The following is a 25,410-nucleotide window of genomic DNA, read 5'->3' on the forward strand; positions in this document are numbered from 1 at the left end:
AGTTATTCATACTCATGTGCGCCACCACGTATCCACAGGGGCTGTACCTTAGTTAAAGCATTTACTTTTGGGTGTAGAGACAGAGTCATGTCAGGATTGGTCTTGTGAAACATTAACTGAGAAATACATGTTGACTCGGTAATTGTAAGATCATCAGTTTTCTTATAATATATACCTGCAAATTCATAGTCCACAAGATTGGATGCTGTATAGTATACTTGTGAATGAAAAACAACATTCCCTTCATACAGCTTAAAAATGTCAACGGGAAATAATTCGTCATTCAAAATCATAATTACCGAAATGCTTTTTACATCACTAATCGGAAAATTAGTATACAGTTTTCCTGGGCGGTAAATATTGTTTTCGTCGCCAAATAACGGCAACGTGTTAATCATGAAATTTCGAGGATGTTTTTCATCAAAAATTTTCATCATAAATATCGCAATCGGCAAAAAGTAATATTTACCATTATCCTCTATTTGATATTTAAGGACTCTAAAATTACCATCTTCACTGACCAGTATCTTCTGCTTAACTTCAACTGGAAGTTTTTGAAAATGGATAATCTCAGTAATCGACCCACTTTTGTCATAACCGATTTCATAAAAATTAGATTGATCTATACTCCCATCCAGAGGTTTAAAAATCTTAAAATCAAAATCCTTGAACTTTACATATTTTACCGGTAATGCATTTCTTGTGTTCGCCGTTAGAACTGAAAAAAGATCGCCTAACGAAACCGTTTGACATTTTTCTTGGCCGTTACATCCTACATGACACAACAACAATAAGATTACAATTTTTACAACTTTCATATTTTTCATTTTTATTTATTTACTGGCTTGAATGATCCATTACTATTAATAATCATATCATAAGTAAAAGAACCATCTCGTAGATTTAAAAGTCCTGGATAATCTCGGGAGATCGGTTCAGTAATGGGCCCATTCATCTTTACAGCATTTTTTCTTTGATCGTTAATACTAATGCCAACATTGAAATTTGTATTCATATATGTGTTAATATCGCATCTGGCGTATTCCTGAAGCGGTGGCCCTAATAACCTCCCAGCAGTACAACCGTAGAATAAAAGCGTCCCACCTGAATTGACGGTATTAAACAACGAAATCATATCCGCTAAATTATAAGTATGCCATATTAGGTCGTGCGTAGAGAACTTTGTATCTCCTAAGCTCAGACTATTTGAGCGACCATGTGACAATAGTATCAAATTCTGCAATCCGTATTTATTTCTGTAGTCAATTGCTATACGAAGCGCATCCTGTAATGAATTCGCTGGACTCACGTCCCAAGCTGTTCCCTTGTAGCCACCGTGCTCAATAGGGACAAAACTAATTACAAGATTACCGGCTCCCACCTGTTGCTGCTGGGCACCCAAAATATAAGCAGTCGTTTCTACATCATCAACAGTGATCTCAATATCTCCAACGATGTTTCCATCAGCACCTATTACATATGTCATGTAACCAGTTACCTGTTGACCTTGTTTTCTCCAAAACTCTCTTCGTTCCTCATCCGAATGAATCCCATAGAAATTATCAAAAGTACTGCGACTCATCATGACAGCGTTCCGTTCTACAGTAGCAACGTGATCAGTCCAATGGCGGCCTGATCCCGGCCCAGTTCTGGCGTATTCCCACACGCTACCATGCAAGCGTACAGGTATCATAGCACCGCCTCCACCATTGCCACGATTTACATTACCAAATCCTTCCTCATCCCAAGCATTGGCATTACTCGCCTCCTGTGTTAAACCAGTCGGATCATTAAACATAATAGGATTGTTACCGGCAAATTGATATACCGATTGATTGTGTGATACTGTAGCCAAACCGTCCACCTGTAAAAATCTGCCCATGGCAGGATCATAGCCTCGGAAATTAGTCTCATACCAACCGGCAACTTTATTCAGTTCACTACCGCTATTATACAGATATACATTCTGGTTATTGTCACGAGTCCAGCTACTGTTTGCCTGTAAACCAAATGGATAATACTCGTTATACTGAAGTACTCTTGTTGGCGTGTACGTGAATACAATATCATCAAAGTATCCCTCAACGTACGTTGAGCTTTCATTGGATATGTATACGTATGCATAACCGACTTCCTTGACCGTATATTCACGACTCATATAGTCATGTGCTGCCTTGGGAGTAATGCCAGTCTGGGCACCACCATCAATTTGTTCAAAAGCAATATCCAGGAAGTTATAGTCTTTGTCGAACAGTAAAATATTCACAAACAATTTTGGAAAGCTTGAAGACCCCTGACCACCGCCTGAAGCAACTAAACCTCCATAAGAATTCAATGCCTGGTAAGCCTTCGCTGCTTCACCGGTTGATGCTGCCGTCACTCCAAACGCTTGTGTTAACGCTGCAGCGAAACCTGCAATATTACTGCTGTTACTTTGAGCATTATAGTATTTAGCATATGCCTCAATTTTGACTTTATCGCCAGGATAAACTTTGTAAGTCCGGGCTACACCAACTTGCGAATTATTACCTCCATTAAGCAGCTGCGAATACGTATAAGTAGTACCAGAAAAATCAGTGTGATCAAAAAGCTCCATACCATTGCGGCTTCCTCCTGTCGGATAGTTAAGAAAACCTCCCGCATCAGTAGTCTCAAAGTTTGTGGACTTTACATCAGCTGTTGGTGCTGTCGAAGTAAACACTACTCGTGTATTTCCCTGATGATCAGCGATCGCATATTGATAATCCAACGTACTTCCATTTTTTACCACGCGTCCTTCCGGTGATCCGAAATAACTTAAGACTGCGTTCTCATAAACAAATCCATTTACATAATCAGTAGTGCTTTCCAATTGCGCACTGGTGTTGTAAGCCTTCATGGTAAGTTTGTTACCACTTGCATCATATACGTACTCGATTTTGCGACTATCGCTGAAGGTTACTGTAACAGGCTTACCCAATATATTATATACCGTATTAGAAATTCCTTTATTAGCATCAGTCAACACATTACCATTTACATCATAAGTATAATCATTGTTCGTGCCACTATTTCCGTTAGAAAAACCGGCTGCAGTGCTGCCATCTTCAACCTTTAGAAGCTGGTCTGCTTGAGCGCTATTATAGGCATACGAAAGGTTATCAATCGTCTCTGCCGTATAACTAGCGACCAACCCATTTAGTTGATGCTTGCGCTGATTACGTTGCAGGCTGTTAATATTCCCATTCTGATCATACGCTATAGTTTCGTTTAAGGCCCCGACTTCGTTACTCCATACTCCACTTCCATTAGTCGCCTGCGATGATGCCGTTTTCAACTTATACGACTTATCATAAGTATACTTATAACTTTTTTGGTCAGCTACTCCAGAAGCTGCACCTGCTCCTTTCCATTTTACAGCACTAATATTTCCATTGTAATATGCACTGTTGCTCAGACCGCTCTCCACGGTATTATAGAGAAACTCCATACCAAAAAAATCATCCGTCTCATCGTTGGTACTTGCATTTATACTCAACTGCGCATTGTTAATTGACTGCAATTGGCCCTGCAAATTATAGCGGTAGTCAACGGACTGAAGGAAAGATGTACCAGAAGTATTATGAAGTTTTTTATCAACCAATTGCCCCAACTCATTATAAACATATTGAACCACCAACTGATCCGTAGATGCACTGTTGTTATTCTGGTAAATTTTCACCAACCTGCCCTGCGCATCATATTCGTAGCGATTAATAACTGTAGTAATCTTGCCACTTCCTGCTGAATGATAATTTTTAACACTTAGAACCTTTCCTTCAAAATCATAAACCATTGTTTGCAGGTTGTCAATGGTTGTGCTCAAATGGTTATTACTTCGAACCTGGATCGGCCTACCGTATTTGTCATAGAATATATAATTATATAACCAAGTAGTTGTCCCCAACACCAATCGCTTAGAGCCGGTAGGAAGTCCACGAGCTTGCCAGTAAGATGTAGTTGACTGCCCCGCAAATGTAGCGCTGTCATATTTATAGTCACGACTCTTGTTATAATCAAAATCGTGACTCTCATAGTAATTCACAGATAGGACTTCCAATGCTGTGTTATTCCCATTTACTTTTGGGAAGCTTATATTCGTATACCCGTGTAATGTAGTTCCACGGTCTTCATAGCGTGCAGTCTCCGGATAAGTTGCATTGCCGGTCACATATAGCCCATCGAGCAACGTTTGTATAGTAGCACGCGTTGTTTGCGTAGCATTAAGATACAATCCGGTCATCACAGTACGCCCCTTGACATCATACTTCACAAAACTCCACTTGTTCTGCGCGCGCAAAAGTCCATCTTGGGCTAATACCAATCTATTCAAATTATCATAAGCATAATAGAGCCACCCTTGTCCTGGCACTTTCTTTTCAATCAATCGTCCACGTACATCATACACAAACTGGTGGGCATATTTATCTGCAAATGTCTGTGTCCAAGTCCATCCATTATTTTTCAAGTCTGCCGTCCCTTTAGGAGATACTATATACTTTATGCGTCCAAAGTCATCATATATATAATAGGTCTCCAGATAGCTCACGGTTACATTGTCAATCGTTTCATCCAATTGATCTTTACTCACAAGCAACCGTCCCCATTTGTCATGAAACTGTATCGCCTTATTGCCGTTAGCATCAGTTACCTCAGAGCGAACAAGCACATTAGCTCCATAAAACGCAGAACTCGAGCCGTCCGACTTTAGTATGCGTACATCTTCAGCACCACTGGTCGTAGATCCTGTGTTATAGCTATAAGCAAAGCGGCTGGTGTGCGTAGTACCAGGCTGCCAGTCTTGTCCAAAATCACCTTGCTCCAATACTCTGCCTAACGGGGAGTTTTCAAAGCTCGATACTGCATAAGGATTGGCATCGTTAGCAATTTTATCATTCGCGGTGGCATAAAACAATTCTTGATCTGCTTTAAAAGTAGAATGTAAAGTACCATTTGTTGTATTGGCAACATAAGGAAGGTATCGTTTCGAACTCCTTCCTAAAGCATCAAACTCTACAGGCTGCACAACATCGTATCCATTAGGACTACCTTTAACAACAACCTGTTGATGTGTACGAAGCAAACCATCATAATAAGACATCACTGACGACTTTTGCGTTGCTGTAAGTGAGTATATCTGGTTGTCTTGCTGAATACCCTCAACGCGAATTATCTCCTCCTTCATATTACTTGGAGTTATCAACGGCACAACTGTAACAACTACCGGAGTACGCTGCGCGCTTTCACAAGACAATGAAGCGCTATAGGTACTTACATAATACGTTTTACTTTGAGTGAGCGTGGGCGTTGCAAAGGTTGTACCTTCATAAAGTACCGTACTGGTAGTCTCATCGGTATACCAGCGCACCGTGCTGCCGCCACTGCCCGCAGGCACTTGTATCGAAAGTGAACCTGAACCATATATAACTTCTTCGTAGTTCCCTCCTAATGCATCACCAGGTGGCGATACTACTGTTGCTGTTACAGCTACTCGTGTGGAAGAGCAATTTGAAGTAGTATTACGCGTAGCGGCATAATACGTAGTACTGGCAGTCAACGCAGGCGTAACAAAGGTCGATCCCGTAGCCAGAGCCGTTCCTCCGGTTGATGCAGCAAACCACTGCACTTCTTGTCCTCCCGAACCTGGCGTTGCTGAAAGTGTTGCCGTTTTACCGATACATATTGTTGCATTGATAACAGCAGGCTGTGCAGGTATAGCATTAACACCTACCGTAACAGCTACACGCGGACTACTCTCGCACCCCGTAGTACTATTATAGCTGGATATATAATACGTGGTCGTGGAAGAAAGAACCGGTGTGGTGTAGCTTCCTCCTGTGGTAAGAAGTGTTCCTCCTGTAATCGCATTATACCAACGAACCGTAGTACCTTGACTTCCGGTGGTAGCAGTGAGTGAAATGCTCCCGGATCCACACACGGATGGGGAAGATGGAGAAAACGATGGATTACCCACTGCACAGGAAATGGTAACGTTCCGAGTTTCGAGTATGGCACCATCGCGTATGCGTATGGTACCGGTTCCCGGAGAAGTCCATTGTACAGTGGCGTATGCCGTGGTTCCGTCAGGACTTAAACTTGTACTGGTAATTGTACCGAGCGTAGCAGTCCACTGCGCACTAAAAAACGTGCCACTACTATAGCAATATGAATAGCTTACAGAACTTCCGACCGTAGTAGTAAATGTACCGCGTATCTGTTCGCACTGCGCATGCAAATATAAGGGCGTGTATATGCATCCAAGAAGAATGAATACAAAAACAAGTAGGTTAATGCGGCTCATGGAAGTACAATTCTATCAATAAAAATTTTACGCTTTATTCCGGCAGGGTTATTACTAAAGTCTACTAATACAGTAATACCCGTTTCATCTTTTAAAAAAGTTATAGTACCATTGAAAGTATCGTATGCTACATCATACTGTATACTCCCGACACTTTGAACGTCAGTCCATGTACCATCGTGTCCGGTTATACTAAAAGTACGCTCTCTTCCATTTTGATCTATTGTGATCGTCTGATTGGCAGGAGAACTTTCAATCGTACAGCTAGAAGAGAGCGTTTCACCAACTGGTAATATTTCACTATTCGAAGAATACCATCGAATAGTTTGTTGCTGTATATTCTGGCCCCAAGTTGTCGTTACTACAAAAAGGGACGTAAATGCAAAAACTATAAGGAAGCGTATCATAACTTAATTGCAATAAACTGTTATGGTCATTATATCCGAGTATATTTTCCGTCCGCTGGATGTAGTCAGTTCACACTGCACTTGCAGGTTGGAGGTATACTCATTGATCTTGGTTGCGGTATAGGTGGCAGTAGTTACTGCGTTGCTCCAGCTACTTTCACTGACAAACTTCTTCTTCCATTGATAGGATTGAATAGTCTCACCTCCCGGTAGCGTATATCCTCCTGCACTAAATATAGTCGCGTAGTCAGCGGGGGTCTCCGTTATACCAGCACATGTAAACGTATAGACCACATTACCGGGACTCGGACAGGTATCAAATTCACGTATACCTTTTGCACACAGTGTGGCATCGAGGGGTTTTAGCGTAACTGTGAAGGTTTCAGTATCTGTAACAGCGCTCCCAAACGCAGGATGTGTAACAGTTAGCGTAACAGTTTTAGAACCGGTTGTTGTATAGGTATAGTTAACCATTTTACCATAGAGTATTACACCGCCACCAAAGTTCCATTCGTAAGTAGCGTCTCCATCCAGACATTCATTACCGGTTGCTGTAAAGGCAAGCGCGGTATAATCATAATAAGGTGATTGTATGGAAATGTTTGCTTTTAGAGTAGGTGCTGCCACGGAAGAAAACTGATAGGTATTCTTTTTCAAAATAGAATAGTCCTGATCCAGTACATATTTCACCCTTCCGATGTCATCGTATTTGGTAAAGGAAGATATACCACGCGAGTCGGTTACAGCATTAACGCCGAACGGAACATCATAACTATACATCAGTATATCAGCGGTCTCCGGATAGAACGCTACGTCATCCATAACTGGTAGAAGGTCCGGTGCAGAAACCGGTGTGATACCGGTAAATTGCCCTTGCAATTCAACTACAAAAGATGAAGGGAATGATGTAACTGGAATTAGTTTTTCAAAGTATTCGAATTTATTTCCAGTAGGCGTCACGGTAAAGGTCTGATCATAATATGTTGTAGTAAGTGCAGTATTTTTCACCACGAGTCTATAGCTCACGGCAACATCTTTTTTCTTTAACCAAAACGACAACCTATAGTTTGAAACAGATGCTTTTTCAACCGTACGCGTTAATTTAACAATCGGGTGTACGGCATTTATACCCGTACGGCCTGCTCCATATATACTTGAGCTCAACGAAAACTCGTAGCCTGTCCGTTGTAATGGACTTATGGGGTTGGTCTCAAAATTTGAATATGCAACCTGACCGTGTAAAGCATTGCGGATAGAAAGGAATGGTGCAGTTTTATTCTGTCCCCAATGCGTACTCACCGGTATCTTATCAATACCAATTACACTCAACGGCAAACCGTAGCTATCGTAAGCCGAAACGGTCTTGACAACTTCGTAACGAGTATCAGGCTGAAGTACATAAGTAGCTCCCTGTAGGACTTTATCAGCTGCAACGAAATTCGTTATACCTGCTGTCAGTCGAAGTGTTGACCAGTTTTCCGGCAATGCCTGTGTTGTTCCAAAATCATTATACCTGACAAGTGAGGCACCCATCGTCTTTTCCGTGTCACCTGGTTTTACCAACGTATTTACTTGTTCAATTACAACGCCATTCCGGAAAGTTGTTTGCAATCTGGTGATCATTTCAAGAGCCTTGTCAACATTGGCAGGAAGAGTACCAAAATCAAGAGGATACTTCATCCGGGTATAGCTGATGCTACCATCGCTGTTTGTACTTTTTACCTGTGTCAGTAGCTTATGATATGTGCTTCCATAGGTATATTCTTTTTGTGTTGCTATACTGCTGCTGCTATTGACTGCATCAATTGTAGTAACCGCTTCTATCTGAACAGCTTTAGTAACATCAGTCAGATAATAATACTTTCCGAACATGTAAGCACCTGCGCTACTATTTGGATATTGTTCGTAGGCTAAGCCCCATACCTTTGAAGCGGTTGTTCCGGTCTTGTATAAAAGTTGATAGGTATAAACTAATTCTTGCACCTTTACCCCTGTGGCATCGAAATCTGCTTGTCTCATAAGCTGACCTCGCTCATAGTCGTAATTCGGATTTATAGCATGTGGATATGAAAATATACCGCCACCTGTCACAACTCCCATGGAAGGGCACGATGATGAACGTGCAAACTTATTCTCTGTAGCTGTCCATGCACCGTCCGAAGCCTGACCAAATATACCAGGCAACGAAAACTCATACGTTGCATAACCAGCACCAGGACGAGTAACCTTTACATTCTTATATCCAACCGGTTTACCTTGCTGGTCTGCAATAACATCATCACGCGTCCGAACTGTTAGATGCTCATACAGGTCTTGTGCAGTTCCGGCAGCAAGCGTAGCATAGCTTTTTACGGAAGCATCATCCGGATTTCGATATTCAAAGGTTGGTATAGCGAATATTGGCTTAACCAGCAGGCGCCCGGATGTCTTGCCAGCGCTCTCATCATAGTTAAATTGCTTTACCATATTTGCTGACTTATTAACACCATCAAAATATACCACCGACTTCACGCGCAGGCCTCCGCCTTGGTAAGTCTGCACACTTGCATCATCGTAATATGTATGAGGTTCATAGTTGATCGAAGAAACACCTCCCCACGGATAAGATACCGTTTCAAGCGAACCAATCTGCATAGCATAATTATCAGGTGTTCGATCTGCTCCATCCAGCGTAATAACCTGACCACTATATCCAGGTATTGGCAAAAGTCTATACCGCTCTGCTGGTGCTAATGCTGGATATACATATAGTTTTGGGTAGGGCAGCGAATTTTTCTTACCATTATAAAAACCCCAAAAATCTTTACTATTACTGTAGCTTGAGGGTAAACTGTTCTTACCGGTAGCTAGGTCGATACCGATATAAGTAAACTTATATGGAGGTATAATGGTACAGCCAGGTACTTCCTGAATAGATGTCAAAAAACTACGATTGAACGAAGCATTTTTATAGGTAAAGCTGAACGATGTCACGGAAAACCCTTCCCGCTTGGTATCTGTAACGGAAACAGTATTCAGCAAATCAGCCAAATACGAAAATGTTACTCTGGAGCCAGCAGAACCTGTTATCGTAAGAAGTTTCTTTTGATCTGTGTCCGTTTTGGCTATATAGATATTCTTAGAGACAAGCGCACTACTGGAACCACTACGAATGCCAACTTTTAAGGTGTCACTTGAAGAGTTTAATTGAGAGGTGGAGTAACCGAAGTCAATAGAAGCTCCGGAAGGTGATTCTATTTTACTAAGCTTCCATTCAGATGTATAGGCAATCTTTGTCGTATAACGAGCCAGATCATATAACTCAAATATGCGTTTATTAAACTCTACGGTGCTAATACCCGATCCCTTGATAGTCCAGCGATTAGCTGTGATCACTTCTGCAAAGGTATATACTGTACCATCATTCGTAGTTATTTTGAAACTGGCAATCCGTTTATCCGTTCCGGAGACAGGTATAGCTTCAACCTTTACATCCTGAAAAGGAATAAGTTTTATTGTATTAGGATCGTTGTTGTCAAACACAAATTTACCAGCAAGAGAGCCTGCCGAAAAAGAAAACACATCCGGCTCTGTGTCCATGTTATAATTCAATCCATTTAGATAGGTATAGTCACTGGTTTCATCCGTGCAGGTAGCTGTACTTAGATCAGAAGTGTTACCGAAGCTATTTGTTGCGCTTCCTACACCTACATTCGATGCATTCTTATATAACCAGCCTCTTCGAACATCTGTGCCTGAACCTGTGAAGTCATCTGGCAAGCTTTTAAGTGCACGGGTCACGCTACCGCCCGCCAGCAAATCCCATCCAATACCATAAGAGCCGGTAGCATCACTCACGCGTACACCGCCTCCCCGGTACGTCATATATACCGGATGTGCAAGATCATGATCAGATACGGTCCAAAGTGGAATTTCAATTGATGGTGTTCCAGTAAACATATCCACCGGAACTTCTCCTTGCGCCAAGACGGCACAAGAATAGATACATCCTACTGCCAACAGGAATGCCTGTTTTTTCATATTCAGGTTAGGTTAGAAACAATAGATAGCACAACCCTACAGGTTGTTACAAAAACTTAATACCACTAGATGATTATACATTTATAGAAGACCGGCCATTACCTCAAACGCTTGGAATCGCTAATAACGCAGGACTTTTTATGCCACAAACAATAGTGTTAAAACAAATATCTTAAAAACCCACCATCACTTCAAATCATCCTTTCTTTTTATTTTTTCTCCTTCATTTCACAGCAATATCTTCTCGCGTCAGCTCCTTTTATTGTTTTAGCACCTTTCTATTGCCCTATTTCATCTCTCCAACAGTTAAAAGTTTCCTCTTCAACAAGGAATTTTACCCTCATTGCCACGAATCTGCAAAAGCAAGATGTAAGATTTAGAATAGCTTGAAATGATACCATTCAAAAGTTGTAAACGCCATTCATAATTCTACACGGCATCGAATGCCAGGCATCAACCCTCACTTATGGTAAAATTGTACTACGTACTTAGTAAAAATATACTAGAGAATTTCCGTCTCTCAACTTAGAAATATTCCGCATGCAGCGCTTCATATTGGTTATCGCATATAAGAATATTCTAATTTGTGTAGTGTAAGTATTACACCCAACACCATCAGCATGGGGCTATATCAATCTGCTATCTTAGCATAAGATTTCAACGCCTTCATATATACTCACGAAAAATTCTTCCCTGACAGTTTTCTGAGTACGCATTCGGTCATTTCACACCCTCTATGAAAAGACAGACTAAATGTAAACAATATGAAAACCTGGATTCTCAAGCCTTGCTTGTTCAAGGAACTCGCTGCACTTTATGGCCTTTCTGAACGTGTCTTTAGGAAGCATCTTGAGCCAATAAAGGAAGCCATCGGAAAAAAAGTTGGCTACTTCTATACCATCAGACAAATACTAATCATATTTGACAAGCTAGGACCACCATCTAATATTCATATAGTGTATCCAGGGCGAGTCTCTTAAGTAAGAGAGCGCATACTTCTCTCACTTGCAATAGCACGCCAGAAAACCTTCAAATTGATAGCCTTTCATTCATTTCTGGCGTAAACACAGTTGGTCCCAGCGTGGGCTTCACATACATATATACTCTTTGGTATAACGATTAACTATATGGATTGCGAGCGATCTTTCGTTCACAGCCATTTGTGGTTAAAAAAAATCCATTTAAGTGCCAAAGATTTCCATTCGCTGATGACTTCATTCCAATCACTGACTTAACCTGATACTCGCACTTTATAGCGTCTATATATTTCGAAAAAAAAACAAAAAACTACATCTATGAAAACTTGGACGATTCAACCATGCACCACAAAATGTCTCATGGAGATATATGGAGTTTCCTTTAAAATATTCAAAAAACATATCAAACCCTTTGAAGAGGAAATTGGAAAGAAGATAGGACAACTCTTTACTGTAAAGCAAGTCATCATCATCATTGAAAAGCTAGGCTTACCACTGCATATAGAAATTATATATCCTCCGATGTATAGACCTACAAAAACACTCCCTTCCTTGACATAAAATTATCTACAGAAATGAGTGCATCAAGTGTTCGAAAAAAAATGGGTTCATCGAAGTCGGATGACAATATTAAATCAAAAGAGATTCCTGAGATTTCTATAAGCTATAACACAAATGGAAAGGTGCATCCAGGTGCATTGACTAGTTCCCGGAGCACCTACGATTTTCTTAAAACTGTTTATCCGTCAGGAGGTATAGAATTGCAAGAAAGGTTTATAGTCCTATACTTAAATAGAGCAAACAAAATTTTAGGCTATTACAATCATGCTATAGGTGGCATTACGGGGGTAACAACCGATGTGCGTTTGATTTATGCTACGGCACTTGCCAGTGCAAGCTCGGGGATTATTATATCGCACAATCACCCAAGTGGGAATTTACAGCCAAGCCAGGCAGATATAGACTTAACCAGGAAGGTAAAAGAAGCAGGAAGGTTGCTTGATATAACCTTACTGGATCACCTGATTCTTACAATAAATGGATACTATTCATTTGCAGACGAAGGAAGAATATAACCAACTATAAAGAAAGATTCGTATGAAAAGGAAAGAGGAGAAGAAGGTGGAGCGAATCCTGGAGGAGGTGAAGTTTATAAAACGATTTATCAACCTCAATAACAAGAAGAAGTCCCCAAATGAAATCTTAAGCTTCATTAAAAGTTTGCAGCGATCAATCGTACAAAAATTGATTCGAAAGACATCACCCCTAGCTAGTGAAATTGAATCGATTCAGCACTATCTCATCAAAGCATATAAAAATATGCATGGAGAACAGGTTATAAGTATACCTACCGATGATATTGCACGAATGATTGACATTGTAGGCGGAGAAAAAGTATACCCGTCTATATATATAATTAAACGCTTTATCAGCCTTCAGGGCCAGCAGCAAGAGAAAAAGAAAATTGAGGCATTAGCTTCAGCGTTAGAGAATGCATTTAAGAACGGAAAGATTGGCAAGAACGATCCGTACGCAAAAGAAATCAAATATATACATAGTAAGCTCACTAACCGCGTGGGTAACACTATATCGGTTTCAAATCAACAGTTACATGGCCTAGAGTCAATCGCAAAGTCATGTAAGTGCAATAAAGACCTTGGTCAAATTTACAGGATCAAGAAAAGTAAAGCCGAAAAAATAAAGGGACTGCGCCCTTGCAGGAAGAAGTCATTCACTGATTCAAAAAATAAAGGAGCATGCTCGCACAATGGAGGATTGAGCGGCGTTCTGACTGCTGAGGAGATGGCGAGCCGAAAACTCGACCTACTTGAATTCTCTTCATTCTGGGCTGATTTGTTTGGAAATCCTGGGCGAAATTTTACCATGATGTTTCATGGCGAGCCGGGGAACGGGAAGACAATATTACTTCTAAAGTTTTCACAATACTTAGCCGAGACATTCGGAAGCGTCCTATATATATCTTCTGAAGAATTCTCCTCCCCTACAATGACTAAAAAGGTGCAAGATGTCTTAACTGCGAGGCCCGAACGATTGCACTTCGCAGAGAACCTTAAACAGCCTGACCTTTCGCAATATGATTTCATTATCCTTGATTCTGTGAATCACCTTAAGGTAAAAGAAAGCGACTACGACAAGTTGCGTGCAAAGTATCCAAAAGCTGCATTCCTATTTATACTTCAGCACACTAAAGGGGGATATTTCAAAGGTGGTAAAGATTGGGAGCATAATGCTGAAATCGTTGCTGAAGTTAGTAAAGGTATAATTACCATTACTAAAAACAGATATGCACCTAATAGCTCGTTGAACTTCTTTAGGCAATTCGGTATCGAATGGAAGAAGAAATTATCGAGCGAAGCTCCGTCCTATAGCGGCTCAACACCTAAACCTTATCCAATAATAGATGAGATGAATCAAATACCATCGGAAGATACAGCATCAACCGATGATGGGGACATAAACTAATAAAGACAAACTATATTATGGAAACAAATACAGCAGGCAGAGGGCCGGGCCTGGGAGGATTTTTGTCTAAAATTCTCGGTGCCGATGTAAAAGAAACTGTAGACTCTATCGGAAATGCGATTGACAAGATTGACAAGTCTGATGAGAAATTGGGACTACAGTTAAAGTACAAAGAACTCCTGATGAAAATGGAAGGAGCTTGTATTGACTATGAGAGCAAACTACTCGAAAATAAATCTACTATCGTACAAAGTGAAGCGAGAGGCGAAAGCTGGCTGCAACGAAACTGGCGTCCGATGCTGATGTGTGTTTGTATGTTCATTATGGCCAACAACTATATACTTGTTCCATACTTCGGTATACCAGTTACGGTACTTGATGAACACATCTGGCAACTTATGGAATTGGGTGTGGGCGGCTATGTCGCAGGACGTTCGCTAGAGAAGATCAGTGAGAATCTGGGGCCGGTTCTATTCAACACGAAAAAGAAATAATATCACTTATGGAGAATTTTATTAATCTGAAAATAGACTTACCAGATGACCTTATTCAAAAACTTGAGAAGGTAATTGTTGATACTGTAACAAAGACTCTTCAACAACGGGTAGCCGATATTAAAGCAGAACCTAAAATGTATACTAGGAAGGAAGCAGCTAATGCACTTCGAATCACTTTACCAACTCTAAGGCTATACGAAATACAAGGGCGATTAATTCCCAAAAGAGCTGGTAAGCGAGTCCTATATTCAAAGGAAAATATCGAAGCATTTATAGCTTCGCTACGACCTTAAAAATGGAACCAAAAACGAAAAGAGCACCTGAGTATAGGTGCTCTTTTCGTTTATTGGAAAATATTTTTTACATATTTTGTTCAACTAATTGTTCAACTAAGAAATAAAAAAACCTCGAATATATACTATATCCGAGGTTTTTAGAGGTCTCGAGCGGATTCGAACCGCTGTAGGAGCTTTTGCAGAGCTCAGCCTAGCCACTCGGCCACGAGACCATCAAAGTATGTCAGCATCGCGTTATGTTCGTTTGCCAACAAAGCACAAAAGTATAAAAATCAATTGTGATTGCAACGGTGAGAAAAGAAAAGGTGACTGAAATTTCAGTCACCTTTATCTATTTCTATAGTCTAAAGGTTATTCGCCTTTGCTTTCGCCACCAGACATTTTCTCTTTCAGCGCGCTTAACGCTTCAAGATCACCCAATGTAGACTTCTCGTTCTGCTGATTGATAGACTGGATCGATGCTCCTTTTGCCGGAGCTTTCTTGCCACCTTTCGCTCCGGCTGCAGGTTTTTCTTCCTCTGCTGACCAGATTGATTTGTGTGAAAGAACGATTCTTCTATCCTCTTTAGAGAACTCAAGTACTTTGAAGTCAAGTGATTCACCAACTTCTGCTTTTGAGTTATCTTCTTTCGCCAAGTTCTTCGCTGCTACGAAGCCTTCGATACCGTATGGTAATTCAAGTACTGCACCTTTATCATTTTTGCTAATGATGGTTGCTTTGTGTACTGAACCGATTGTAAATACAGTTTCGAAAGTATCCCAAGGGTTTTCTTCGAGGTGCTTATGGCTCAATGCAAGTCTGCGGTTAGCAGCATCAAGTTCAAGAACTTGTACTTCCATTGATTCGCCAACCTTCACGAACTCAGAAGGATGTTTAATCTTCTTCGTCCAGCTAAGGTCTGATACGTGCACAAGGCCATCGATACCTTCTTCCAGCTCGATGAAGAGACCGAAGTTAGTAAGGTTACGAACGATACCTTTATGTTTCGTACCAACAGCATATTTAGTAAGAACATCCTGACGTGTCCAAGGATCTTCAGTAAGTTGCTTGATACCGAGTGACATCTTGCGCTCATCGCGATCAAGCGTCAATACTACAGCTTCAACTTCGTCACCAACTTTCATGAAGTCCTGAGGATTGCGCAGGTGTTGTGACCAGCTCATTTCACTTACGTGGATCAAGCCTTCAACACCAGGTTGCAATTCAAGGAATGCACCGTAGTCAGCTACGTTAACAATCTTACCTTTTACTTTAGAACCTACCTGGATATCAGCAGCAAGCGCATCCCAAGGATGAGCTGTAAGTTGCTTCATACCCAATGAAATTCTCTTCTTGTCTTCATCGAAGTCAAGCACAACAACTTTAACAGTCTGATCAAGCTTGAGCACTTCTTCCGGATGGTTGATGCGTCCCCAGCTGATGTCTGTGATGTGAAGTAATCCGTCAACACCACCAAGATCGATGAACACACCGAAGTTAGTCATGTTCTTGATAACACCTTCCAATACCTGACCTTTCTCAAGGTTAGTAAGGATAGCTGCCTTCTGCTGCTCGAGATCTTTCTCGATCAGTACTTTGTGCGATACAACTACGTTGTCGTTCGTGTAGTTGATCTTCACAACTTTAACTTCGATATTCTTATTTACATAGATATCGAAATCGCGAATCGGCTTAACATCGATCTGTGAACCTGGCAAGAATGCCTCGATTCCGAATACATCCACGATAAGACCACCTTTTGTTCTGCGTTTAACAAAACCTTCGATAACCTCATCTTTATCCAATGCATTCTGTACATACTCCCAACCTTTAACAAGTTTCGCTTTTCTGCGGCTGAGTACAAGCTGACCCATTGCGTCTTCACGCTCTTCGATGAAGAGGTCAACAACATCTCCTATTTTCAGGTTGGTCATCTCTTTGAATTCAGCCAATGGCACAAGACCATCTGACTTGAAACCAATATTCAGGATAACATCGCGGTCGTTGATACCTACTACAGTACCTTTTACCACTTCACCACTGTTTACAGAAGTAACGGTGCCAGAGTACATGTTCTCCATCTCTGCACGTTTCTCTTTTGAGTATCCTTCTCCAAAACCTTTAGAGGCGAATGCTTCAAAGTCAAACTGACCAGGAATCTGTTTTTCGTACTTCGCTTTCTTTAATTCTGAAACCGGGATGGCTTCTGTTGAGATTTCTTCTTTCTGAAGATTTTTGATTTCAGCCAACGGATCTTCTTCGTCAACATCAATCTTTGATTTTGCTTTTGAAGCACCTTTCACAGGCTCCTTCGTGTCGGCAGGTTTTCTGGGTCTTTCACCAGGCTTTTGTGTTTTTGCCATGTAAACGCCCTCGTAATACATGTAGCTAACCGGGCTGAGTCGCTACAAATTTGTTTTAGATCACCCTTCAAAACTTATGAAGAGGCCCGTTCAACCGAACAGGGGTGCAAAGATACAAAATTATAACAAGGTGTAAATCTCTTGCATTGATGTTTTCGGAAGGAAACAAAAAAGCCCCTCTGTCAAGCAGAAAGGGCCTTTTAGGGGTTGGGTGAAAAATTCTTTCTTATGGAATATCTTCAAACTTCAATGTACCGATCGCATAATTGATCAACAGACGTTGAAACATCAGTGTAAATTTAGAGCTCTGAAAGTCTCCCTGTGCTTTCACATATGCCTGGTTCGTCACGGTAAGTTGTGTTATGTCTGAAATGCCAAGGTCGTATCGTTCTTTTTCCACTTTGTATGATAGTTCTGCAGCACGTAGCTGTGCCTCTGAAGCTTCATACGCTGCTTTGGCATCGTTAAAATTCTGGAAGGCATTCAACACATCGGTCTTTACAACAATCTCTGTATTCTTGGATGCTATCTTTGCATTCTCGTATGTAACTTTTGTTTGTGCCGCCTGTGCTCTGTAGCGTAAACCGTTATAGATGGGTATCGTTATACTTAAACCATAACTAAGCTGTGTATTGTCTTTCGTGAACTGATCATTGAAAGAGCGATTCTCGTCTTGTCCTCCATATACATAGTTATAACGCGAACCATACGAGGCACCTGCATATAAACTTGGCATATACCTTCCCTTCATAGCAGAATATCCGAAGTGTGCTGCCTTCTCGTTAAACTCAGCTTGCTTCAAATCACTTCTGCGATCAACAGCTGTAGCATACATCTCATTCAGCGACAAGCTATCAATCATTACACTGTTTATATCCCAATCAACATCGGAGATTTCAAATGTTATCGGATCAAGCTGTAATGTAACTGCGAGTTTAGCTTTATCATTCTTATAGGTATTGCGCGAACGTACCAAAGTAAGTTCTGCGTTTTTCAATTGATACTCCTGGTTATATAGATCCGCTTCAGCTTTGCTGCCGAGCTCAACCTGCGCTTTGATCTGGTCATACTGTATGCGTTGTGTACGAACATTCTCTTCGTTGATATGTACCAGTTGCTGATCCAACATACACAGAAGATACTGATTAGACACATCCCGAATAACATCCTGTGATGATCGATTTACCTGGTGAAGCTGCGCTTCATTGGCATTGTTCGCTTGTCGGTATGAATTGAACTGATATAGTCCGTTAAAAACAGGCATGCTGGCACTGATCGATCCATTCACATAGTCGATCACCCCGTTGACAACTTCGCCCCGGTTTTGGTTGAAGGAGTTACCATCGTTACGATAAGCACTTCCGTTCGCTTCTATACTCGGACCAAGCTGAAGCAGCGAAGACGTTTTGTTAATCTGTGTATACTCAAGCTGATTTTTTTGCTGGTTCAGCGTTACGTTATTATCCAAACCAATTTTCACTGCGTCTTTGAAACTCAATGCTGCAGGAGCAGTTGGCTGCTGCTGGCTATACCCTGCTATTGCCGATCCTGCAAAAAGTAATGTCAGTAATTTTTTCTTCATGTTACTCATGCATTTACCAATACCTTTTCATCGGATACGATGGCTCCATCACCAACGCGAACAATGCGTTTGCTATAGCGTGCATTCTCTTCGCTGTGTGTTACCTGTATAATAGTTATACCTTCTTCGTTCAGCTTCTGGAAGATCTCCATGATCTGTTTACCCTGATCGGAGTGCAGGTTACCTGTAGGTTCATCGGCCAGTAATAATTTAGGCTGACCAACAATAGCACGTGCTATACCTACCAACTGCTGCTGACCTCCGCTAAGCTGCTCGGGGAAAAGATCTTTCTTGGCTACCATGTTAAAGCGATCGAGCATTTCTGCTACCATGCTTTTACGCTGGCTTCCGCTTACACCTTTATAGAGCAGTGGAGTTTCTATGTTTTCGTATACGGTTAGTTCATCGATCAAGTGATAGGCCTGAAAGATGAAGCCTATATAATTTTTGTGCATGTCAGACTTCTGTTTTTCTTTCATCTTGTGCACAGGCTCATCAAAGAAATAATACTCTCCGGCAGAAGGTTCATCGAGCATACCGATGATGTTCATCAGCGTAGATTTACCGGCACCGCTCGGCCCCATGATGGTTAGAAATTCACCTTGTTGAACATCGAGGTTTACACCCTTCAGAATAAAAGTGCGCTGGAAACGAGAGTCCACGTACTTGTCGATATCACGTAGTTTAATCATAATTTGTGGTTGAGGCATTGGGATCAGAATTTTTAGACACGATAGATTTTTTTCAATACGTGTTAAAATACATAATCCTTTCCGAGTCTCCCCTTTGCCAACAATGTGCCAATGGATTTTTAGCGTTTGAATGCCTGAAAATGAAGATTTACAATGGATGTGCTCGTCCGGTTGTGCAAAACGGTGTCCTAAATCGGACAGAAACGAACATCAGAAAACAATCGGGTACAGAATAACGTCAACGCGTCTATTCATCTGCATACCTGAATAAGTTTGATTGCTGTAGACCGGATTTTCAAGTCCCCAGTTCTTGATCGTGATCTTGTGCTCGGGGATCTGTTTGTTCAGGAGTAAATGCTGCACTGATTCGCTTCGCATTTTAGAGAGCCATTCATTGAACTGCTTTCCTCCAATGGGATCGGTATGACTGATCAGATGTATCTGGTATTTCTCCAGAAGATTGGGAACAGAGTCCAGCCAATGGTATAGTTCAGTAGCCTGAAATTCGTCTATGTCGTAACTGCCTCCGCCAAAGTAAATGCTCATCCTGATTTCGTCAGGCGACTCGCTCTGTGCCTTTGCAACAGCAGGCAATACGAATAGCATTATGATATACCACCGGAGCATAAGTGAATATAGGAAAAGTTATTCTATCGTTATCGTTATTGGTTATAAGTTATCCGTATAGCAGCCGACAGACAACAGATAACCGTTAACGAATAACGGATAACGATTAACGCCTACAAGAGCTTACGCAGGTTCTCGATGCGATCGGCTTCACTGGCCGGCTTATCCTTACGCCACCGCCTGATACGCGGAAAGCGTAATGCTATACCGGACTTGTGACGCGTTGATTGCGCTATACCTTCAAACGCAATTTCAAATACAAGTTCGGGCTTTACACTGCGCACCGGTCCGAAGCGCTCGATCGTATTTTGTTTTATCCAGCGATCTACTTCACGAATTTCATCATCAGTTAAACCGCTATAGGCTTTTGTAAAAGGAACAAGTTGTTCACCATCCCAGGCAGCAAATGTATAGTCGGTATATAGATTGGCTCTGCGGCCAGCACCGTGCATGGCATAGATCATCACAGCGTCTACAGTAAATGGATCGATCTTCCACTTCCACCAGTCTCCCCTCCTGCGTCCGTTACGGTATATAGATTCTTTGCGTTTTAGCATAATGCCTTCGCTGAACAAGTCTCGCGCACGCGAACGTTCCTGCGCAAGCTCTTCCCAGGTTTCAAAATTCACCAATGCCGAAAGTCTCAATACCGGATGTTCGGCAGAGCAGATCTCTTCTACTTTTCGCCTGCGTGCTTCCATTGTCCAATTACGTATATCTATACCTTCCCACTCCAGTATATCGTACGTTACAAATGACACGGGTACTTCTTTCAATACTTTAGCGCTCAGTGTTTTTCTGCCGATGCGTGTTTGCAGGTGGTTGAATGATAACGGCTGATCATCTTTAAACGGAAGTATCTCGCCATCCAGCACCGTACCATCCGGAAGTATATCCAGCAGCGTTGCAAACTCCGGGTATTTATCCGTAACAAGTTCTTCACCACGCGACCACACAAACAACTGGCGATCGCGCACGATAATTTGTCCGCGTATGCCATCCCACTTATGTTCGGCAAACCACTCCTGCGGATCTCCCAGGGTATATACTTCACCTTCCAGTGCATACGCCAGGTAAAATGGATAGGGTTTGGATATATCTTTCTGATCTTCTTCCAGCATCAGTTGCTGAAATGTATCAGTCTCGGGCGACCAGTTTCCCATCAGGCGATGTGCTACTATATTTTCACGTGTACCCGTATGTTTTGCCAACGCTTTTACCATGAGCTGTTGTGATACCCCCATGCGAAATCCACCGGTAATTAATTTATTGAAAACGAATCGTTCAGTTTGATCGAGTCTGTTCCAGGCCCACAATACTTTTCCTTTTTTCTCTTCGATGGTCAATGGTTCCAGTGAACGAATGAAGTCGATCCAATAGGTGAGTGACTCATCCGATTGCTCAGCAGTTTCCGGAAGAAGAAGTGTAATGGTCTCAGCAAGATCGCCTACTACATGATACGACTCAGCAAACAACCACGCAGGTAAACCTGAAAGCTCCGATGCCCATGTACCGAGCAATGTTGTGTTGATAGTACGCCTCGGCCTGCGATGCGATAGCAAGGCTATAGACCATAGTTTATCGTGGTCTGACACTTTCTGAAAGTATTCTGTCAATGCCTTTATTTTACCAAGTGTTTTGGTCGTGCGATCGAGATCCGTAAAGAGTTGCGCGAAGTTCCTCATAGTATATCACACCATCGTATCTAAACCTGTATCATATATATAGTCAAGCATCACAACTGCTCTGTATCATCATTTGGAGTATCATTTGTAGTGACTGGTATATTTTCACCGGCACCGGCAGGAGTCGTAGCTGTTCCTTCCACCATTTCACTCAATTCGCCTTCATACTCTGTTTTTACCACGTGCGACTCTATACCATTCTCATTCAGCCATTGCGAGAATACTTCGGAGTATCCATGCGTTACAAAAACTTTTTCAGCACCGGTTTCACGCACGGCTATATTGAGACTTTTCCAATCTACATGATCGGATAACGGGAACCCACGATCGGCTCCCCTCCTTCTACGGGCTCCGCGAAGACTCATCCAACCGGAAGCTATACCAAGGGAGTACGGCAGAAACCTGCGGATCCAGGGAGAACCTACTGCGGATGGAGGACATATCACCAATGCTCCATCAAAATCCTGCTTCCTGCTATCTTTGGTAACGCGATGTGTTTCCGGTAAAGCTATACCTTGCTGTCGCATTACCTGGTTAACGGCATCTACTGCACCATGCACTATAATTTTGCCAATGGATACATCTACATTTTTTAACAGCCGCTGGCTCTTTCCCAAAGTATATCCTGCTATTACTGATACTCTTCCTTCGGATTGATTCTTCCTCCACCATGCATTGATCTCGTCAAAAATTTCCTGCTGCGGTTTCCAGTGATAAACCGGTAGCCCGAACGTTGACTCGGTTATAAAGTTCTGGCATCGCACTAATTCAAAAGGTTCCGAGAGTCCATCAGGTTCAAGTTTATAGTCACCGGTAAAAACCCATACTTCACCTTTATGCTCTACACGAATCTGGGCAGAGCCGGGTATATGTCCTGCAGGATGAAAGGAAAACTGAACACCGTGTATGTATACCGGTTCACCATAATTTGCTGTCTCAATGGTATCAAGCTGAAGCCGGTGCCGGATTACAGGAGCGGCCGTAGCGGAACACAAATAATTTTTATGTCCCCAACGGGCATGATCGGAGTGCCCATGCGAAATGACAGCACGATCTACCGGCTTCCACGGGTCGAGGTAAACATCGGCCTTCGGACAGTAAATGCCTCTTTCTGTAAATTCAAGTAAACCCATAGTGTTTAAACTTCAGGTGTTTAACAAGTAATCTGCTAAAAAGATATACCGGGCCGGTTAAGATTCAAGAATGAATGCTTTCAGGAATAATAAAACGTCAAACCCTACTGATGCTTGGTCTGTATTTTTTTAGGGATGTCACATCCTGTTTTTCTGCGTGTATCGGCCAGGTGAAAGATCTTCCAGCCATCTTTACCCTTGTGCAGGTGAAAGGCATCCACTCCGCAGTGACTGAAACTTTTATCGATATAGAATGCATAGTCACACCACGCTTGTGCAAAATCGCCATCGAGCTGAATCTTCAGGTTCCAGATTTCCTCGTACCAGGTTTCCTGGTGTGGCGTGCCCACAGCTTTCAGAAAACCGTCCAGCGAAGACTCGCGATGCAGTATAGGATCACCGTTCTTATTACGTGCCATGGTAGCAAGCGTCACTTCGCGTGCAAAGGTTAAATGCACCAACGCACTATCACCTTTCTCCATTCCTTTAAAGAGATCGGCAATTACCTGTTGCACGGCCGCTTCGTCTGTAGCTATCGTGTTCTTTTGAGCAGATGCCGCAATAAAAAATCCGAATGTGAAGATGATCAGGCAGTAGCAGTGTTTCATAAAGAATATATTCGTAACCGAAAGATGGTATAAAGCGCGCAAATCACCGAATAACATTTACGTTAACGGGCATAATGCGCTCTCGCTGCCAAAATATTTCTTACTTTTATCACTGTATTGTTACAACTCTTATGACCCACAAAAAGCTCTGCCTGCTCTTGCTTTGTTCCGTTATCGTGCTGTCTGGATGGGCACAGTCTGACAGTCTTCAAGCTGCCCTCGATACCGCCAAGAATCAATATAAGGTAAAGGCTCTCAATGAGTTTTTCCGAGCTTATCATGAAAAGGACCCGGCACGCGCGGTTGGCTATGCGCGTGAAGCCCTGAACCTCGCTACCGAGATCAACGACAAGAAAGGACAGGCTGCCGCCTATAACAACCTCGGTATAGCCTATAAAACACAAGGCGCTTTGGATAAGGCGCTGGAATATTACCTTACCTCGCTGCGCATCTACGAATCGCTGACCAACAAGGAAGGTATAGCTACCACCAAGAGTAATATAGCTACCATCTACTCCATGAAGAAAGACTACGGGCAGGCTATGAAATATATGGAAGCATCGTACGCGTTGTTTGTAGAGATGAGGGATGAAGACAAGATCATCCGCTCAATGAACAATCTCGGCAACCTGCACAGCGAAATACAGCTATATGAAAAAGCCATGAGCTACTTTTCGCAGGCATACCAGCTAAGCGAGAAGAAAGGGAATATATACGCTGATCCGTTGATGAACATGGGGAACCTATACTTCCGCCAGAACAACTATCAGCGTGCTGTTGAAAATTATGAGAAGGCACTTGAGCTTGAACGCAAAAGCAACAACAAGCTGGGTGCGCTGAACATTATTATCAACCTGGGCATTACCTATACCAAAGCCAAGCAGCCGAAGCCGGCACAAATATACCTGGATGAAGCACTGCTACTCTCCAACGAGTTGCAGGCGTATGCTTTCCATCCTACCATTTACAAAACCATTGCCGAAAATTACTCGAACCTCGGCAAGTGGAAGGAAGCGTATGAAGCGCAGTTGAAATATGATGAGACGCGTGAAAAGATCTATGGCGAAGAGAGTACCCGTAACATCGCGCAGATGGAAATGATCATGGAGTTTCAGCAAAAGGATAAGGAGTTCGATCTGCTCAAGCAGCAAGACGAGATAACCAAACTTGAACTTCGTAACAGCCGCTTGTTCATTGTGCTTTTCATTTTAGCAGGGCTCGTGGTTTTGGGTGCGCTGAACTTTTATTTTCATAGGAGGAAGATTCGGAGGGTTTAGGAAAGTCCGAAAGTCGGGAAGTCCGGAGGACGAGAAGTCGGAAAGTTTGGAAGACCGGAAGCGACAAAAATGACGGGGAGTATAGAAAGACGGGAAGTCCGAAAAATCAGGAAGTCTAAAAATGTCCTTATCGGTGCTATCGATTGAAGTTTAGGGGACCTGGGGACGAAACTTGCTGAGGGTCAAAACCGTTTCAAGCACGTTAATTTTTTAAACATAAATGCTTTCATGGTTAGGGTTCAACACATACCTTTGTTGCCGTTAAACAACTACAACCATGTTTCAACAGTTTATTGGAGACGGAGCTAATATTTTCATCGCGATCGTAGCTGTAATCGTAGGGTTTGCAACTGCCCTCGGCTATGTAGACTTCCTTAAAGTTAAAAAGGAACAGAAGAAAGACTAACGCAGATCAACATGCTATAAAACAAAAAAGCCTTGATGCTGCTGCATGAAGGCTTTT

18 protein-coding genes and 1 tRNA gene are annotated in these 25,410 nt (G+C 42.1%); 7 read left to right on the top strand and 12 right to left on the bottom strand.

Annotated elements, in window-relative coordinates:
* Nucleotides 1-2: 2 nt before the first annotated feature.
* The 4 genes from ACFQ21_RS05300 to ACFQ21_RS05315 form a co-directional block, all read right to left on the bottom strand.
* Complete coding sequence (locus ACFQ21_RS05300; protein WP_377575855.1) at nucleotides 3-818, bottom strand: hypothetical protein; 816 nt, start codon at nucleotides 816-818, stop codon at nucleotides 3-5.
* Between the two features lie 11 nt (nucleotides 819-829).
* The gene (locus ACFQ21_RS05305; protein ID WP_377575858.1) at nucleotides 830-6,253 is read right to left on the bottom strand and encodes an Ig-like domain-containing protein; all 5,424 of its coding nucleotides are present in this window, start codon (nucleotides 6,251-6,253) and stop codon (nucleotides 830-832) included.
* A 62-nt stretch (nucleotides 6,254-6,315) separates the two neighbouring features.
* Nucleotides 6,316-6,726 (bottom strand): hypothetical protein, encoded by a 411-nt coding sequence (locus ACFQ21_RS05310; RefSeq protein ID WP_377575861.1) that lies wholly within the window; start codon nucleotides 6,724-6,726, stop codon nucleotides 6,316-6,318.
* A gap of 3 nt (nucleotides 6,727-6,729) precedes the next feature.
* Complete coding sequence (locus tag ACFQ21_RS05315) at nucleotides 6,730-10,746, bottom strand: PKD domain-containing protein (protein ID WP_377575863.1); 4,017 nt, start codon at nucleotides 10,744-10,746, stop codon at nucleotides 6,730-6,732.
* 1,295 nt (nucleotides 10,747-12,041) lie between these two features.
* On the opposite strand from ACFQ21_RS05315, the gene ACFQ21_RS05320 reads away from it, so the two are divergent.
* The 5 genes from ACFQ21_RS05320 to ACFQ21_RS05340 are packed head-to-tail and all read left to right on the top strand — an operon-like array spanning nucleotide 12,042 to nucleotide 14,997.
* A complete protein-coding gene (locus ACFQ21_RS05320) occupies nucleotides 12,042-12,284 on the top strand; it encodes a hypothetical protein (RefSeq protein WP_377575866.1) in 243 nt (80 codons plus the stop codon).
* A 14-nt stretch (nucleotides 12,285-12,298) separates the two neighbouring features.
* Nucleotides 12,299-12,799: a JAB domain-containing protein gene (locus ACFQ21_RS05325; RefSeq protein WP_377575869.1), complete on the top strand. Its 501-nt coding sequence runs from the start codon at nucleotides 12,299-12,301 to the stop codon at nucleotides 12,797-12,799.
* Nucleotides 12,800-12,821: 22 nt separating this feature from the next.
* Nucleotides 12,822-14,207 (top strand): hypothetical protein, encoded by a 1,386-nt coding sequence (locus tag ACFQ21_RS05330; RefSeq protein WP_377575872.1) that lies wholly within the window; start codon nucleotides 12,822-12,824, stop codon nucleotides 14,205-14,207.
* A 17-nt stretch (nucleotides 14,208-14,224) separates the two neighbouring features.
* On the top strand, nucleotides 14,225-14,701 hold the full coding sequence (locus ACFQ21_RS05335; RefSeq protein ID WP_377575875.1) for a 3TM-type holin: 477 nt from the start codon (nucleotides 14,225-14,227) through the stop codon (nucleotides 14,699-14,701).
* Between the two features lie 8 nt (nucleotides 14,702-14,709).
* Complete coding sequence (locus ACFQ21_RS05340) at nucleotides 14,710-14,997, top strand: helix-turn-helix domain-containing protein (protein ID WP_377575877.1); 288 nt, start codon at nucleotides 14,710-14,712, stop codon at nucleotides 14,995-14,997.
* A gap of 144 nt (nucleotides 14,998-15,141) precedes the next feature.
* Here ACFQ21_RS05340 and ACFQ21_RS05345 read toward each other — a convergent pair.
* From ACFQ21_RS05345 to ACFQ21_RS05380, 8 genes are all read right to left on the bottom strand, one after another.
* Nucleotides 15,142-15,212: transfer RNA gene (locus ACFQ21_RS05345), tRNA-Cys, on the bottom strand.
* 139 nt (nucleotides 15,213-15,351) lie between these two features.
* Nucleotides 15,352-17,343, bottom strand: a complete 1,992-nt coding sequence (rpsA, locus tag ACFQ21_RS05350) for a 30S ribosomal protein S1 (RefSeq protein ID WP_377575880.1) — start codon at nucleotides 17,341-17,343, stop codon at nucleotides 15,352-15,354.
* A gap of 226 nt (nucleotides 17,344-17,569) precedes the next feature.
* Nucleotides 17,570-18,925: a TolC family protein gene (locus ACFQ21_RS05355; RefSeq protein WP_377575883.1), complete on the bottom strand. Its 1,356-nt coding sequence runs from the start codon at nucleotides 18,923-18,925 to the stop codon at nucleotides 17,570-17,572.
* A 5-nt stretch (nucleotides 18,926-18,930) separates the two neighbouring features.
* Entirely contained in the window at nucleotides 18,931-19,617 is a 687-nt protein-coding gene (locus ACFQ21_RS05360) for an ABC transporter ATP-binding protein (protein ID WP_377575886.1), read from the bottom strand.
* Between the two features lie 210 nt (nucleotides 19,618-19,827).
* Nucleotides 19,828-20,223 (bottom strand): OmpA family protein, encoded by a 396-nt coding sequence (locus ACFQ21_RS05365; protein ID WP_377575889.1) that lies wholly within the window; start codon nucleotides 20,221-20,223, stop codon nucleotides 19,828-19,830.
* A 134-nt stretch (nucleotides 20,224-20,357) separates the two neighbouring features.
* On the bottom strand, nucleotides 20,358-21,929 hold the full coding sequence (locus ACFQ21_RS05370) for an ATP-dependent DNA ligase (protein WP_377575891.1): 1,572 nt from the start codon (nucleotides 21,927-21,929) through the stop codon (nucleotides 20,358-20,360).
* 50 nt (nucleotides 21,930-21,979) lie between these two features.
* Complete coding sequence (locus ACFQ21_RS05375; protein ID WP_377575894.1) at nucleotides 21,980-23,062, bottom strand: ligase-associated DNA damage response exonuclease; 1,083 nt, start codon at nucleotides 23,060-23,062, stop codon at nucleotides 21,980-21,982.
* A gap of 104 nt (nucleotides 23,063-23,166) precedes the next feature.
* Nucleotides 23,167-23,670, bottom strand: a complete 504-nt coding sequence (locus ACFQ21_RS05380; protein WP_377575896.1) for a nuclear transport factor 2 family protein — start codon at nucleotides 23,668-23,670, stop codon at nucleotides 23,167-23,169.
* Nucleotides 23,671-23,801: 131 nt separating this feature from the next.
* Here ACFQ21_RS05380 and ACFQ21_RS05385 point away from each other — a divergent pair, with 131 nt between their 5' ends.
* Both ACFQ21_RS05385 and ACFQ21_RS05390 read left to right on the top strand, forming a co-directional pair.
* Complete coding sequence (locus tag ACFQ21_RS05385) at nucleotides 23,802-24,947, top strand: tetratricopeptide repeat protein (protein ID WP_377575899.1); 1,146 nt, start codon at nucleotides 23,802-23,804, stop codon at nucleotides 24,945-24,947.
* 277 nt (nucleotides 24,948-25,224) lie between these two features.
* Nucleotides 25,225-25,353, top strand: a complete 129-nt coding sequence (locus tag ACFQ21_RS05390; RefSeq protein ID WP_377575902.1) for a hypothetical protein — start codon at nucleotides 25,225-25,227, stop codon at nucleotides 25,351-25,353.
* Nucleotides 25,354-25,410: the final 57 nt, after the last annotated feature.

The sequence above is a fragment of the Ohtaekwangia kribbensis genome, from assembly GCF_042676245.1.
In the GTDB taxonomy this organism is placed as follows: domain Bacteria; phylum Bacteroidota; class Bacteroidia; order Cytophagales; family Cyclobacteriaceae; genus Ohtaekwangia; species Ohtaekwangia kribbensis.

What these genes read in the sequence shown, in the direction of transcription:
- ACFQ21_RS05300 (WP_377575855.1), bottom strand. Translation starts at nt 818, where the DNA reads ATGAAAGTTGTAAAAATTGTAATCTTATTGTTGTTGTGTCATGTAGGA.
- ACFQ21_RS05310 (WP_377575861.1), bottom strand. Translation starts at nt 6,726, where the DNA reads ATGATACGCTTCCTTATAGTTTTTGCATTTACGTCCCTTTTTGTAGTA.
- ACFQ21_RS05315 (WP_377575863.1), bottom strand. Translation starts at nt 10,746, where the DNA reads ATGAAAAAACAGGCATTCCTGTTGGCAGTAGGATGTATCTATTCTTGT.
- ACFQ21_RS05320 (WP_377575866.1), top strand. Translation starts at nt 12,042, where the DNA reads ATGAAAACTTGGACGATTCAACCATGCACCACAAAATGTCTCATGGAG.
- ACFQ21_RS05325 (WP_377575869.1), top strand. Translation starts at nt 12,299, where the DNA reads ATGAGTGCATCAAGTGTTCGAAAAAAAATGGGTTCATCGAAGTCGGAT.
- ACFQ21_RS05330 (WP_377575872.1), top strand. Translation starts at nt 12,822, where the DNA reads ATGAAAAGGAAAGAGGAGAAGAAGGTGGAGCGAATCCTGGAGGAGGTG.
- ACFQ21_RS05335 (WP_377575875.1), top strand. Translation starts at nt 14,225, where the DNA reads ATGGAAACAAATACAGCAGGCAGAGGGCCGGGCCTGGGAGGATTTTTG.
- ACFQ21_RS05340 (WP_377575877.1), top strand. Translation starts at nt 14,710, where the DNA reads ATGGAGAATTTTATTAATCTGAAAATAGACTTACCAGATGACCTTATT.
- rpsA (WP_377575880.1), bottom strand. Translation starts at nt 17,343, where the DNA reads ATGGCAAAAACACAAAAGCCTGGTGAAAGACCCAGAAAACCTGCCGAC.
- ACFQ21_RS05355 (WP_377575883.1), bottom strand. Translation starts at nt 18,925, where the DNA reads ATGAAGAAAAAATTACTGACATTACTTTTTGCAGGATCGGCAATAGCA.
- ACFQ21_RS05360 (WP_377575886.1), bottom strand. Translation starts at nt 19,617, where the DNA reads ATGATTAAACTACGTGATATCGACAAGTACGTGGACTCTCGTTTCCAG.
- ACFQ21_RS05365 (WP_377575889.1), bottom strand. Translation starts at nt 20,223, where the DNA reads ATGCTATTCGTATTGCCTGCTGTTGCAAAGGCACAGAGCGAGTCGCCT.
- ACFQ21_RS05370 (WP_377575891.1), bottom strand. Translation starts at nt 21,929, where the DNA reads ATGAGGAACTTCGCGCAACTCTTTACGGATCTCGATCGCACGACCAAA.
- ACFQ21_RS05375 (WP_377575894.1), bottom strand. Translation starts at nt 23,062, where the DNA reads ATGGGTTTACTTGAATTTACAGAAAGAGGCATTTACTGTCCGAAGGCC.
- ACFQ21_RS05380 (WP_377575896.1), bottom strand. Translation starts at nt 23,670, where the DNA reads ATGAAACACTGCTACTGCCTGATCATCTTCACATTCGGATTTTTTATT.
- ACFQ21_RS05385 (WP_377575899.1), top strand. Translation starts at nt 23,802, where the DNA reads ATGACCCACAAAAAGCTCTGCCTGCTCTTGCTTTGTTCCGTTATCGTG.
- ACFQ21_RS05390 (WP_377575902.1), top strand. Translation starts at nt 25,225, where the DNA reads ATGTTTCAACAGTTTATTGGAGACGGAGCTAATATTTTCATCGCGATC.